The sequence below is a fragment of the Maridesulfovibrio sp. genome (assembly GCF_963666665.1).
Classification (GTDB): Bacteria; Desulfobacterota; Desulfovibrionia; order Desulfovibrionales; family Desulfovibrionaceae; genus Maridesulfovibrio.
Genome location: NZ_OY762999.1, coordinates 2,159,890 through 2,174,263 on the forward strand (window position 1 = coordinate 2,159,890; position 14,374 = coordinate 2,174,263).

Sequence of the window (14,374 nt, forward strand, 5' to 3'; positions counted from 1 at the left end):
AAAAAATCCGACCCCGCTTTTGCGAGGCCGGATGTACTCTTGCTGATATGGCAAATAGACTAAAATGGTAAACCATTATTAATGGGAACCGCTTGAAAATTACTTACTGCACCCTTATGATTAAACAAAAAAAAGCCCTGATCCGCTCACACAGGTCAGGGCTTTCACTTCAAACTTAACTTAACCTAACTACTTAAATCCCTTAAGCACTCCACCGAGCACCTTAAGATACTCCTCAACCATTTCCGGTTGAATATCTGCCATGTGCCCTACGCGGAAAATTGGGGATTCACCCTGCTCTTCCAGCTCTTTGTTAATCTTGCCGTATCCCGGATCAAAAAGGTAACCATGCCCGCGCATGAGCTCCTTAACTTCCTTGAGCTTCTCAATGTTCATATGAGAAGGAGTCTTAAAAGTGGTCAGACTGGGAGAACGATACCCTTCCTGTGCGAAAAGTTCATAGCCGTCCATTGTCTCTGCCCATTTATGAGCAATAGCGCGCATATCTTCATGGCGCTTAAATCGTCCTGCCACTGTTTCATCATTAACTATATAGTCCAACTGCACACACATCTGGTTGGCGAGGGTGCCGTTGGGAGTAGTCAGGGTCTGGTTGATCTTGGCTTTACCTACCTGAGCGATAATGTCAGTGGTGTATCCCCGGTTGGCGACAGACTCAGCCTTCTGCAATGCTTCCTCGCTGATAAAGCCGATACCGAATCCAGCGGGCAGTCCCAGAGACTTCTGGGTAGAAGTGCAATACATTAGCGGCCTGCATTCATTAATTAAAGAGGGAGCACCGCCAAAAATGGAAACTCCATCAATAATCGGAGCGGCACCATGAGCGCGAATCATTTCGCAAACCGCAACAACATCGTTGATGACCCCGGTTGAGGTTTCATTGTGAGTGAAAGTAACCACATCCGGTTTGTGTTCTTTGAGAGCTTCTTCCAATTTTTCCAGACTGATAGCCTGTCCATAAGGGAATTTAAGCTGAACAGCATTCTTGCCGTTGACCACAGCCAACTGGTGGTAAAGATCACCGAATGCGCCCACGGAAACATTGAGCACCTTCTCGGAATCCGCAACAAGCGAACGGATTGAGGCTTCAAGAACGTTTGTACCTGATCCATTAAAGATAACCGGGATGTATCCTTCAGGATTTCCGGCAATGATTTTAAGATTGCGCATGATAGGTTCGAACCGTTTGGGATTCTCTGCATCCCGGTGTCCGAATTCGGGAAGAAGCCCGGCTTTACGCACTTCTTCACGCAAAAGTATGGGGCCGGTTATAAAAAGTTTGAGCTCTGCAAAATCGTCACCGATCATTATTAGATCCTCTCTTTTTCAAATTTATTAATTTTTAAGATTTATATTACGAATTTCGAAATGAAGTTTAAGAAACGATCAAATGTAAGGAATATGGAGGCAGAAATAATCATTCACTTCCACCTTCTATGTCAAGCATTAACCGCATACAGACCTTTACAATCGGCGGCGCCGCCATTATATCTAACGAAGTGCGGCACACGATTATAAGTCTCCCGCTCATCAGCGCTAAAGACGTTTTTAGCCGGACAAGCAAAATCTATCTTGCATTTCTTAATCCTCTGTATCCTAAATTATTATGCATTAATTCAGAGAGTTAATAGTTTAAGCTTAAATTTTAGAGCTTATAAAAATCACTATTTTGCAAAATAGTTGCTTGATTTTAACCACAGTGGTCTCTATATTCCCTTTTTTCCTTCACAGGCGGGTGTTCTGCCCTCTGTAAAAACAACAACAATTCACGGTAAGACAATTATGCCTCAATTAGGTCCTCATATTTCTATTCCCGCCGAAGCCCTGCTGCAAAGGGTACTCGGTCTTGATCCCTTTGAATTTAAAGGCTGGCCCGAAGATGTGTGCACCCTCGCGGAAAGCATCGCCGCTGAACTATTCCTTGTGCGCTACAATCCATTCATTGATCCGGAACTTGTCCGCAAATCAGTATCCCGCACCCTGACCCTTGCCCGCCCGACACTTTCAGGCGAGTACCCGCAACGCTTGACCCGTGCAGTAGAAAATTTCTGGCTCAAGCAGGACGCGGACATGGAATTCCGCGACAGGTTCGTCGAAAAGATGAAAGAAATCCTGCCCGAACACTGTATCGGCCTTGAGCCGCACACAGTTGTGCAATCCGCAACGGACGCAACCGACCTGCGTATTGAACTGCCCATCGCGGTGCTGTTTCCGGAAGATACCGAACAGGTCCGGGCAATTGTACGCCTTGCAAACGAAATGCAATTCGGCTTGATTCCCCGCGGCGGCGGAACCGGGGCTACAGGGGGTGCTATTCCGGCCCTTGACCGCACGGCAGTGCTTTCCCTTGCCCGCTTCAAGAAAATACTCAGCGTAGACACAGATTCCATGACACTTTGTGCGCAGGCCGGTGTCATCACCCTTGATGCCATCAATGCTGCGGACAAGAAAGGAGTTCTGTTCACAGTAGACCCGGCATCCAAAGCCGGATCATCCCTCGGCGGGAACATTTCCGAGAACTCCGGCGGCCCCTTTGCCTTTGAATACGGCTGCACCATCGACAACATCATCAGCTATAAAATGGTCATGCCTAAAGGCGAACTCATTGAAGTACGCCGCAAAGGCCACCCCGGTCACAAGATTTTCGCAAATGAAGATGCCACTTTTGAAATCTTTGATTCCAAAGACCGCCTCATCGATACTATCGAACTCACAGCCGAAGAGATCCGCAGCACCGGACTCGGTAAGGACGTAACAAATAAATATCTTGGCGGACTGCCCGGTGTGCAGAAGGAAGGGGTCGACGGAATCATCACAGAATGCTGCTTCGCACTTTATCCCAAGCCGAGCAACTCCCGCGTGCTCTGCCTTGAATTCTTCGGCCGCTCCATGCGCAACGCCATGCTGGTTATCAAGGACGTTGTAGCTCTGCGCGACACTATCCGCGAAGAAGGCGACCTTGTTAAAATCTCCGCACTGGAAGAATTCGGCCCCAAATACGTACAGGCCATCAAGTACGTTAAAAAATCAGAAAAGTACGAAGGTGATCCCATTTCCGTGCTCATCTTGCAGCTGGATTCCGATGATGAAACAGCCTTGCAGAGCGCGGTGGATACCATTCTTTCAATTGCCCAGCCCTACGACGGGGTGGACATCTTTGCAGCACGTGATGAAAAAGAAGCGGAGCTTTTCTGGGAAGACCGCCACAAACTTTCCGCAATTGCAAAGCGTACATCCGGCTTCAAAGTCAACGAAGATATCGTTATCCCTCTTGAAGTTATCCCGGATTTTTCGGACTTTCTTGAAGACCTGAACCTCATTTACCTTGCCAAAATCTATCGCCGCTCCCTGCTTGCCATCAAGGAGCTGCATGGATTCCCCATTGAGGAACCAAAAGTTGAACTGGCTCTTGAAAGAACCACCAACATCCTCAAAGGAAAGATCACCGGCAAGGATATGAGTGATCAGGAACTTGAAAGTCAGGTCTATTACCTCTTTCAGGAACTGCGCGACGAATTCCCCAAGCTGGACTCAAAGATCAACAAGATTCTCGCCAAGCTCAAGGAACAACGCATCATCATCGCCAACCATATGCATGCCGGAGACGGCAACTGCCACGTGAACATTCCGGTCAACTCCAATGACCCGGACATGCTGCACAGCGCCCATGAAGCGGTCGACGATGTATTCAAGAAAGTTCTCGAACTTAACGGTGAGGTTTCCGGTGAACACGGAATCGGCATAACCAAGATCGACTACCTTTCCGAGGAGAAAATCGAGGCCATCAAAGCGTACAAACTTAAGGTGGACCCGCTGAATATTCTCAACCCCGGCAAGCTGACCCGCAGGAATCTTCCTTCTCCGGCATACACATTCTCGTTCAACAGGCTCATCAACGACCTGAACAAGACAGCCATCAAGGATAAAGAGCACCTGATGGAGCTGCTCCAGAACATCCAGACCTGTACCCGTTGCGGAAAATGCAAACAGGTCTGCCCCATGTTCTTCCCGCAGGAAGGACTCATGTATCATCCGCGCAACAAGAACATCGCGCTGGGTGCACTCATTGAGGCCATCTACTATTCGCAGGTCCAGCGCGGTGAACCTTCACCGGATCTCATGACCAGACTCAGAAAGCTAATGGAGCACTGCACAGCCTGCGGACGATGCACCTCTGTCTGCCCGATCAAAATTGATTCCGCAGGAGCAGCACTTCAAATCCGCTCGTTCCTTGAATATAAAGGCAACAGCGGCCATCCAATTAAAAATGCCGTACTCGGTTTTGTAGCTAAGGATCCGCAGAGCAGATTACCAAAAGCTGCCAAATTCCTATCCCTGTCCGCAGGATTACAGGCCAAGGCTATCGGAATTATCCCCGGTCACTGGCGCAGGCGCATGGAATCCCCCATGCTGCACAGCAAGACCCCGGCAATGGATTTCAAAAACCTGGCCGAGACCATCAATCTCGACAAGGGTTCCATGTTTCTGCAGAACACCCCTGCTCCGGACAGTGTTTACTACTTCCCCGGCTGCGGCGCGTCCCTGTTCTCCAAAGACATCGGTATGGCAACCCTGTACCTGCTGCTAAAATCAGGCGTAAACGTGATCATGCCTGCCAAGCACCTTTGCTGCGGTTATCCGTTGCTGGCAAGTGGCTGTGTTGAAGCATACAACACCAACCGCCACCGCAACATCAGCGACATCCAGTACCGCATCGCCAAGGCGTCCATCGCTGGAATGAAAGTTTCAACCATGATCACCGCCTGCGGAACATGCCGCGAATCCCTTGAATCATACGAATTCAAGGAGCTTGGCTACGAGATCAAACGCAGTGATGCTGTGCAGTATCTGCTGCAGAATCCGGGCAACCTCAATTTCAACACCGCCAATGCGGCTCGAGACATTATCTATCACGCCTCCTGCCACACTGAATGGACTGACGTGAAAAAGAACAAGGCCCCGGAAATTTACCGGAAAGCAGTTGCCGACATGCTCGGTGCTGAGGTAACACTCTCTCCCGGTTGCTGCGGCGAATCCGGTCTCGGCTCCATCACCAGCCCTGAAATCTACAACAAGCTGCGCGACCGCAAAGGCGGACAGCTCAAGAAAGATCTTCAGGGACATGGCAAGGAGACCCCGGTACTGGTGGGCTGCCCGTCCTGCAAAGTCGGTATCAAACGCAACATGGATACCCTGAAAAAACAGAACCGCGTACTTCACACTGTGGAGTACATGGCTGAACTTATCGGCGGACCTAAGTGGCGCAAAGATTTCAAGAAAGAACTTGAAAGAGCCACCCGTCAGGATGAATTGGTATTAATTTAAATATGAAAGCATTAGGCATAGACTTCGGAACAAAACGCGTTGGTCTGGCAATTACTGACCCGGAACGGATGTTTGCATTCCCGCTCAAGGTCATGGAACGCACCACCCGTGACGCCATGTTCTCGGAGTTGCTCGAAATTATAGAAAATGAGAAGGTCGGTGACATCGTCATCGGCCTTCCCTTATCTCTGGACGGGGAAGACACTTTGACTACCCGTCAGGTCCGCAACTTTGCGGCATCACTGGAAAGGCGGGTTGACTTACCTATACATCTTGTTGACGAAAGACTCAGCTCAATTGCAGCGGAAGACGAACTCAAGGAGGCCGGACTTTGGGACCGGAAAAGAAAGAAGAATCTGGACAGCCAGGCAGCGAAAATAATTCTGGAAACATGGCTCGCCCGAGCGTAGTCCTGCGCTATGTAATGCCTAGCATTGCCTTCGGATGCATGGCACTTATGCTTGTGGCAGGCTGGTTCCTGTACCGCAACTGGACTTTCCTCAATGTTCCCCCGGAACTTGAAGGACGCGAGATTCTTTTCACCGTAGAACATGGTCAACCACTGTGGACCGTAGCAAGCGACCTGGCTGAGGCCGGCCTGATCACCAACGTCAAACAGTTCCGCGAATACGCACAGGCCCAAGGCAAAGCTTCCAAGGTCCGTGCCGGTGAATTCAGACTCTGGTCCAACATGACCGCTCCGCAGGTGCTTGATACCCTGACCACATCTTCAGGTATCCTGCACAAATTTTCCGTACGTGAAGGGCTCACCTGGTGGGCCACAGCTGCAAAAGCGGATGAATCCGGTCTGACCGAGTATGCAGCATTCAAACAGGCTGTATCCGATCCGGAACTGCTGGCCAAATATAAAATCCCGGCCAATAATGCTGAAGGCTATCTTTTTCCGGAAACATATCTGCTGACCAGACCCAAGGACGATACCGGAAAAGTCATGGTAGAAACCATGCTCAAAGAATTTCACAAAGCCGCCGACAAAGCGTGGGACGGAAAACTTCCTTCACCTGCTGAAGTCCACAAAACCGTGATTCTTGCTTCCTTAGTGGAAAAGGAAACCGGAGATGTAAGTGAACGACGCACCATTGCCGGGGTATTCGCAAACCGCCTTGAAAAAGGCTACCTGCTGCAATGTGACCCGACCATCATCTACGGCCTGGGTGAAACATTTGACGGCAACCTGCGCAAAAGACATCTGACAGACAAGTCCAATCCCTACAACTCATACCAGCACCGGGGACTGCCCCCCGGCCCCATATGCTCACCGGGCCTCGACTCGCTCAAGGCAGCCATCAATCCGGAAAAGCATTCCTACCTCTATTTCGTAGCCAAGGGAGATGGATCGCACTATTTCAGTAAGTCGCTGAAAGAACACAACGCAGCGGTTAAGAAATATCAATTGCGTAGAAATAGAGAGACATACAGATCCTATAATTAGAGGAAGCCGTATCTCAAACAAAAAAGCGGTCCTGAGTAATATGACTCAGGACCGCTTTTTTGTTTAAAAACAATTTTCCGCGCTATAGGCATATTGCCTACAAACTTCCACGCGCTTCCTGCTCCGTCTCATAAACAGAAGCCATCTGGGAGATGCCCATGGAATCTAGTACGGACCGGAAATTCTCGGAAAGACCTGCGATGTGCACCCCGCAGCCGCGAGTACGGGCCTTTTCCACCAACTTATACAGGGAGTCCATAGCCGCTCCGTTGATAGAGGATTTCTCTTCAAACACGAGCAGGAAACTTCCCTTGGCTGTAGCAAGTGCTTCGTCAAAAACATCCTGCAGCAGACCTTCTGATTTGGAAGTCAGGTTGCCGCTTACATTGATCACCGCCAGATCATCTTCAAGGGTCAACACTATATCCTTCTGCTTGCTGCGGGCGAATTCAATCCTGTCGGCTGACAGCTGAAGAGCCTTTTCAAGATCCTCGCGTTTGACCGGCTTGTTGAGAAAATCCGTGGCATCAAGGTTGAGCGCCTTGATCGCAAGGTCCATATCTCCATGCCCGGTAATCACGATGACCTCAGAATCAGGTGAAATTGATTTAATCTTTCCTAAAACCTGCAAACCGTCCATGCCGGGCATTTTTATGTCTGTCATGACCAGATCGGGCTTTTCGGCATCAAAAACACTGATTCCTTCCTCACCGTTTTCGGCAGTAAGGACCTCATGCCCATAAGCGGCCAAAAGCATCCTGAACATATTCAAGGTTGCTTTTTCATCATCAATTACAAGTATTTTACTCACGCCCAACCCCTGGATAACTTTATATTAAACTCAAAAAACTAATTTTCATTCGGTGCAGCAGGAAAACTGATTATGAACGAAGTTCCGTTTCCGGGTTCACTTTCAATATCAATGCTGCCTTTGTAGTCTCTTACTATGCCATAGGTGATGGCAAGGCCCAACCCCATGCCATATCCTACCTCTTTGGTACTGAAAAAAGGTTCGAAAATCTTGTTGCGCACTTCCTCGGTAATACCGGCTCCGGTATCAGAAACACGCACATAAACCAACTTTCCGTCTTCATAAGTGTCTATATTGATGTAGTCTTCGCTGTCCAGACCAAGGTTTTCCCTCTTCTCAGCAATAGCATCACGGGCATTATTCACCAAGTTAAACAGCACCTGCTGCAAACGGTTATCCTCAGCGACAATCTTGGTCAATCCATCCATGAGATTCAAGCGAATACAGATATTCTGCAATTCAAACTGCTTGGTAACAAGGGCAAGAACACTGCGAATGGGAGCATTGATGTCCACTTTATCAGTCTTAAAACCGGACTTACGCCCGAAGGCCCGCAAGGCACTGATGATCTCGGCAGCCCGGTCCACCTGATTGCTGACCTCCTTGGCAACTTCCTCCAACTGTGCAGCAGGAACATCACGCCCCTGTTCTGCCATGAGGGCAAGATATTCACTGCCCATTTTAATGGCATTAAGAGGCTGGTTTACCTCATGAGCAACCCCGGCTGACATCTCTCCGAGGGATTTCATTTTCGCAGCCTGCACCAACTGGGCATCCTTCTCAATAATCTCGGTAATATCGTTAACCGCCACGATAATGGATGGCTGACTCTTATAAGTGATGGGACAGGCATGCATGTTAACGTAAACCGGGATTCCTCCCTTACGGTAATGAATGATCTTCGGGAAATAAATGCAGCCGGAAGGACCGCCGTATTCCTCAAAAGCTTTGATGCATTCTCTGTTGGACTCCGGTCCCAGTCTCAAAAACTGTTCACCTATAAGTTCATTGCGGGAATAGCCATAAAGTTCGGTAACACGCGGGTTGGCATCAATAATTGTAAAATCATTACAGGAAACGACCAGAACCGGGTCAGGCCCACTGTCGAAAAGGGATTTGTATTTTTCCTCTGATTCACGCAGCTTACGACGGTAAAGCTTGATGGACCAAACCATATTTCGGAAACTGTCCCCGAGCTGGACCACCTCATCACCATCACGCTTGTAATAGAAATGACAGTCCCGGCATTGCTGACGATTGGCCCGGCCATCAGTGCCATGGTTATCATCATTAGTGGACAGGTCAAAATGCCAACAGGGAAAATCCGTATTGTAGTAGGCAGGACATGCTGAAGGATTCCAATCCGTTCCTCCCGCAAGCAAATCCAGACTGATATCAAAATTACCTTTGGAAAGCTCATCTGAAATACGGGTCAGAGTACTCACCGGTTGGGTAATATATTTCGCCAGCCTGTGACTGATCACAAATATGATTACAACAACAAATGAAATAAACCCCAGAAATGTAAACCGAAGTGTGGAGACAAGCTGGTCAATATGGATCTTGTTCAGCCCCACATGCACTGTTCCGATACGGTACAAACCTTCCTTGATGGGTACGGCAATGTCGTAAGCGGATGTTTTTCCCAGATCAATAAGCCGCAGGGACTTATCTGCTCCCTCGGGAACGGGGTTAGCTTGCGCCAGTTTCCCGGGAAAAGGCTTGGTAAAAGTGTGGCAAAGCACCTTACCGTCCTTATCCAAAATATAGATGTAGGTGATCAGATGCTGACGCTCGCGAAGCTTGGCTTCCTCAAAAGCAAGACTGAGCAGTTTGGGATAATCCTTATCCAGAATGTATCCGGCCCCGCGCTCGGCAATTGAATAGGCAATTGCAACTCCACGCAATTCAAGCTCTTTGGTCAAAGACGAGACAAGAATCCAGCGGGCCAACAACGCGATGATGGCGCTGATGATCAGGATAACTCCGAGGGTGGAGATAAAAATTTTATTCTTGAGGGTTAGGCCGGAAAAACGATCCACTAATTCCTGCATTGAAATCATTTTCATTTCAATGCCCCCTGCTTTAATTCAGACCAGTTTCTTATCAGCTCGAACCTGCCGTTTTTAAAACGGGTAAAATAAACTTTATCCATCCCCTGATGGTCATGCTCTCCGTACGAAACAGTGATTCCCGGCGCAATTTCATATTTATTCATAGACTCGATAGCCTTGATAAAAACCTCACGGTCCAAATCACGCCCGCTACGTTGCAAACCCTCTACAAGAATACGGGCATTGAAGAACCCCTCCAACCCCACAAGGTTCGGCGTATCATCGGGATAATATTTTTTGAGCAACTCAATGTAACTGGCTGCCTCGGAACTGGATAAATCCCGGTCATCAGCAAAAGGGGGAACCACCTGAGACATAATCACAAGTTCATTATCCGATTTCAGGCGACGTGCAAATTCACGTGCGCCCATGAACGACACAGTATAATAAGCCGGAGAGAGGCCTTCCTGATGTAAACGATTCATGAACTTTATACACGGCCCGCTGGTTCCTATCATAAATACGGCCTGAGCTCCGGAATCCTTGATACGTTCAACTCCTTCGCTGACGTCAAGGGAACCTCGGGTATATGATCCCCTAGCCACCGGCTCAAGGTCAAAATCCTTCAAGGCAAGCTCTGTTCCGGTAAGCCCGTCAAAACCGAAGGCATCATATTGGTAGAATACCGCTATCTTGGTAATACCGAGATCCTCCACCATGTGCCGCACGGCTTCACGGGTTTCCTGATAGTATGAAGGACGAATGTTGATTACATAGCGGTTGAAAGGCTTACGCAGGGCATCCGCCCCGGTAAACATCCCCAGCAGGGGGATACGGGCGTCCTCTACCAGCGGCAAGACTTCAACAGTTGTGGGGGTTCCCACATAACAGAACAAAGCAAAAATTTTATCATCTATGATCAGCTTCTGGGTATTGATCAAACACTTTGGTGGATCATAGGAATCATCATAAGTAACAACTTCAACTTTACGGCCATGGATCCCACCCTGCTCATTAATATGCTTCAGATAAGCAAGAGCACCATGTATGGTCTGGGTCCCCAGATAACTGGCATGCCCCTCAAGAGCGAGAGAAGCACCCAGAACTACCTTGTCCGGATAAATTCCGGAATGCTCACTTTCTTCCACTTCAACTGAAACGGAACGTTCACAGGCACCAAGGACCAAAAACAGAACCAGAAGCAATATCTTTTTCATAAACTACTTTTCTCTTTCAGGGTGAGCCAGACTCATGGCCATAACTGCTTGGCCCTTAAACAGGGTGCTGCGTTTGCGGGGAGGGATAGCCAAACTGCGCAGGAACTGAAAACTGAGCCGCGTCATTCCTCGTCCCATGGAACGGCCCGCCCGGGACTCCGCATAAATCAAGTGAGGCTGAAAAGTCTTACGTGCCGGCTGGTAAATCAACATGCACAAAAGAACCTTATCGTTGCGGGAAATAACATTCCCCCCCTCCCTGAAAGTGGCTGTTAAAGCTATACCGCCCTTTGAAATATCGAGAACCTGCGGGACAGAAGGGTTAGGAGTCTGAAATTTGCGGTTATCAATTAGAACATCAGACTCAATATTATCCAAAATAAAATCTACATCATAATCTTCTGCTTCAAGGCGCCAGATTTTGATTTTAATGTAGCGCTGGTCCGCAACCTTGCGTCGCGCGAAGACCCTTCGTTTAATAAAACCAAAAGAAGATCGACGAGTTATAACCATTCCCTTGGTGTCGGACTTGCTTTTAATCAGCCCGACAAAGGCATTCACCTTCTTCGAATCCCTTAACATTTCAGGAAATATGCACTTAACCTGAGTCCCGGGAACAAGAAGTTCATCACTCACCAAATCCTTGAACGTAACTACCACATCAAGATTTTCCACACTGGCCGCATTTGCGACAGCAGCCAGGGAACGCTGACCTGAACGCTCTACGAGAACATCAACCTGCATCCGGCTCATGACCAGTTTATCAAGAATATCCCGATCGCTTGAGACCTTCCAAGGTTCTCCACTACGGCTTACATTTCCTATCGTTTCAACGCTTCGACCTTCACCGTCACTATTTTCGACATGAACACCAAAAGGAGTCTTTTTCAATAAATCTAAAATAAAATTTTTGGCGCCGTATTTCTTAAGCCAATAGCCGATCAAAAGGAGTAAAAATCCTGCAGCAAGAAACATAAAAAAATTCTTTACCGGCCCCGGCATGGGCGGCAAACCGTGGAATGTATCCTGTATCGTTCCCAGAAACCTAGAATCAACTTTAGACTGTATCATATGACCAATTCTGTTATTGAAAAAATTAACATCCCCCCCGAACAAGAGCAGACTGGCACCTTTTAGAATATATTATTTTCAGTAAAACGTCACTACTGCATCAGGTGAGTATTCCCTAACTTTTCCATACATTATACACTACATTAACAATAAGCGAATTAATTTTTATTTTCCTGAACCTACCCCTTGCCGACTTTGAATACAATATGTAAATATGATCACAATTTGGCAACAAATAGGGGGAACTCATGGCCGGAAAAATTCTAGTTGTGGATGATGAAGTCCACATCAGGATGCTCCTTGAACAGACATTGGAAGAACTGGAAGATGATTACGGTGTTGAGCTTCTGACGGCAGAAAACGGGGAAGAAGGTCTTGACTGTATCCGTGAAGAATGCCCGGAACTGGTTTTTCTGGATATCATGATGCCGTACATGAACGGTTATGAAGTGTGTCAGGCTGTGCGAGAAGATCCGGCTCTTTCCGGCGTTAAAATCATCCTGCTGACAGCCAAAGGTCAGGAAGCTGACCGTAAGCACGGGCTTGAACTCGGTGCAGAACGCTATATGACCAAACCTTTCGACCCGGACGAAATTTTAGAGGTAGCAAAATCCATCCTGAACATTGAGGACTGATTGCAACACCATGAATGCAGGACTGAATCCGGAAATCAGACTTAAAAAAATCATCAAGCCCAAGAAGCTGAAATCGTTCTTGCAAAAGGCACTTCCGCTTCTTCCAGAGGGTTCGGTGCTCTGCGTTTATATTGACGGAAATCCTATTTTTTGCGCTGAACCTGTTCGCCATTCCTTTGAAGAAACCATTCTCAGTCCGGTCAAAAACCCAGCCGGAGACAATCTCTGTCTCGGAGCTTTCATCAAACATCGAAACAATCTTTCCGAACCTGAACTGCAACACATCAAATCAGTTCTGGAATTCACCGCCTTCTCCATTGCGAACTACATCGAATCTGAAACTGCAAGGCGATTGATTGGCGAGGAGACACTTTCCAAATACAGGGAACTGGCCCTGCTGCACCGTTCAATTGTAGAATTGAATAATTCCCTGCGATTGAAAGATGTAATCACCGCCCTGACAACTGAATGCAAGACATCTGCCCTGCCTGCGGAAATGGGAGCTGTTTTTCTGCCCGAAGAAGACGGCTTCACTATTTTTGACAGCTTCGGTAATTTCTCAGTGGATGAATCCCAAAAACTTGTTGAATGCTCATTATTCAAAGACATCATCTCCAGCCTGCGCGGCGAGATTATCAACGATGTCAGCAAAGACACTCGTTGCCATGGAAAAATATCCGCCAATATCCGCTCCATGCTGATCATGCCCATCCCCTCTCCCAATGTTTGTGAGGGAGTACTGGTATTGACCTCATGCGCACCGAATGCATTCCATGCCGCACACCTTAAGCATGTGGCAACACTTTCCTCCGTAGCCGGGATTTCCATCAGCAATGCTTATAACTTTGAATCCATCCGGGTTCTTATGGATGCACTGCTCAAGGCTCTGGCCGAGGCAATCGATGCACGGGATCCTTTCACTGCAGGACATTCCGAACGCGTAGCCCATCTGGCGGTTTCTTTTGCCAGACAGATTTCGCAGGACAACGCGAAATTCGCCCACATTCATTTCTCAGATGAACACCTCCGGGAAATCTTCTATTCGGGAATCCTGCACGATATCGGCAAAATCGGTATCAAAGAAGAGGTGCTGACCAAGAAAACGAGACTGCCTAAATCCATGGTAGACGTAATCGGCATGCGCTTGAAACTCTTCGGAATTCACCACATGCATGAATGGGAAGATGATTATAAGCGCATCAAGCAAATCAACCAGTCCCTGAGTCCCGCGCAAGAGGACCTTGACTTTGTCGACAGCATCAGCACCGTAAAATTCAAGGTTAACGGTTCCACGATTCACATGCTCCAGCCAGATGAACGAAAATGTTTGACCGTACGCCGCGGCAACCTGACAGAAGAAGAGCGTATGGAAATTGAACGCCACCCGGCTGAAAGCAAACGCATCCTTGAACACATTCCCTTTCAGGATGATCTGTCACAACTACTGACCATCATAGGTCAGCACCACGAAAGACTGGATGGTTCAGGCTACCCGGAAGGACTCTTCGCTGAGGACATTCTCATCCAGAGCCGAATCCTCGCCGTTGTGGACATTTATGATGCCGTTACTCAGGAACGGCACTACAAACCTGCTACCCCCAAAGAAAGAGCCTTGAAAATTCTTTCTCTGGAAGCAGCTGAAGGAAAGCTGGACCAAAATCTGGTGGACCTGTTCATCACTAAAATTTCTGAAATTGAAACCGGAGCGGAATCAATCAATCTTGACCGTCCGGTATCAACGAGGTTTTGCAAAACACCTCGTAACAACATGAACTAATGCCGGGCCT

Annotated in this window: 10 protein-coding genes; 5 read left to right on the top strand and 5 right to left on the bottom strand. The window is 48.0% G+C overall.

Features of this window, described 5'->3' with window-relative positions; all coding sequences use genetic code 11:
• Window positions 1-189: 189 nt before the first annotated feature.
• The gene (locus ACKU40_RS09995) at window positions 190-1,329 is read right to left on the bottom strand and encodes an aminotransferase class V-fold PLP-dependent enzyme (protein ID WP_320176353.1); all 1,140 of its coding nucleotides are present in this window, start codon (window positions 1,327-1,329) and stop codon (window positions 190-192) included.
• 474 nt (window positions 1,330-1,803) lie between these two features.
• On the opposite strand from ACKU40_RS09995, the gene ACKU40_RS10000 reads away from it, so the two are divergent.
• Genes ACKU40_RS10000 through mltG form a run of 3 tightly spaced genes read left to right on the top strand, consistent with a single transcriptional unit; the run spans window position 1,804 to window position 6,799 of the window.
• The gene (locus ACKU40_RS10000) at window positions 1,804-5,346 is read left to right on the top strand and encodes an FAD-binding and (Fe-S)-binding domain-containing protein (RefSeq protein WP_320176354.1); all 3,543 of its coding nucleotides are present in this window, start codon (window positions 1,804-1,806) and stop codon (window positions 5,344-5,346) included.
• A 2-nt stretch (window positions 5,347-5,348) separates the two neighbouring features.
• The gene (gene ruvX / locus ACKU40_RS10005; protein WP_320176355.1) at window positions 5,349-5,756 is read left to right on the top strand and encodes a Holliday junction resolvase RuvX; all 408 of its coding nucleotides are present in this window, start codon (window positions 5,349-5,351) and stop codon (window positions 5,754-5,756) included.
• The gene (gene mltG, locus ACKU40_RS10010; RefSeq protein ID WP_320176356.1) at window positions 5,738-6,799 is read left to right on the top strand and encodes an endolytic transglycosylase MltG; all 1,062 of its coding nucleotides are present in this window, start codon (window positions 5,738-5,740) and stop codon (window positions 6,797-6,799) included. Before ruvX ends, mltG begins: the two co-directional genes overlap by 19 nt.
• 97 nt (window positions 6,800-6,896) lie before the next feature.
• On the opposite strand, the gene ACKU40_RS10015 is transcribed toward mltG, so the two are convergent.
• The 4 genes from ACKU40_RS10015 to ACKU40_RS10030 are packed head-to-tail and all read right to left on the bottom strand — an operon-like array spanning window position 6,897 to window position 11,952.
• Window positions 6,897-7,610: a response regulator gene (locus ACKU40_RS10015; RefSeq protein WP_320172664.1), complete on the bottom strand. Its 714-nt coding sequence runs from the start codon at window positions 7,608-7,610 to the stop codon at window positions 6,897-6,899.
• Between the two features lie 38 nt (window positions 7,611-7,648).
• Entirely contained in the window at window positions 7,649-9,679 is a 2,031-nt protein-coding gene (locus ACKU40_RS10020; protein WP_320172665.1) for an ATP-binding protein, read from the bottom strand.
• Window positions 9,676-10,881, bottom strand: a complete 1,206-nt coding sequence (locus ACKU40_RS10025; RefSeq protein WP_320172666.1) for an ABC transporter substrate-binding protein — start codon at window positions 10,879-10,881, stop codon at window positions 9,676-9,678. Before ACKU40_RS10025 ends, ACKU40_RS10020 begins: the two co-directional genes overlap by 4 nt.
• Before the next feature lie 3 nt (window positions 10,882-10,884).
• Complete coding sequence (locus tag ACKU40_RS10030; RefSeq protein WP_320172667.1) at window positions 10,885-11,952, bottom strand: hypothetical protein; 1,068 nt, start codon at window positions 11,950-11,952, stop codon at window positions 10,885-10,887.
• Between the two features lie 248 nt (window positions 11,953-12,200).
• Here ACKU40_RS10030 and ACKU40_RS10035 point away from each other — a divergent pair, with 248 nt between their 5' ends.
• Window positions 12,201-12,587, top strand: a complete 387-nt coding sequence (locus tag ACKU40_RS10035; protein WP_320172668.1) for a response regulator — start codon at window positions 12,201-12,203, stop codon at window positions 12,585-12,587.
• A gap of 10 nt (window positions 12,588-12,597) precedes the next feature.
• The gene (locus ACKU40_RS10040; protein ID WP_320172669.1) at window positions 12,598-14,364 is read left to right on the top strand and encodes an HD domain-containing phosphohydrolase; all 1,767 of its coding nucleotides are present in this window, start codon (window positions 12,598-12,600) and stop codon (window positions 14,362-14,364) included.
• Window positions 14,365-14,374: the final 10 nt, after the last annotated feature.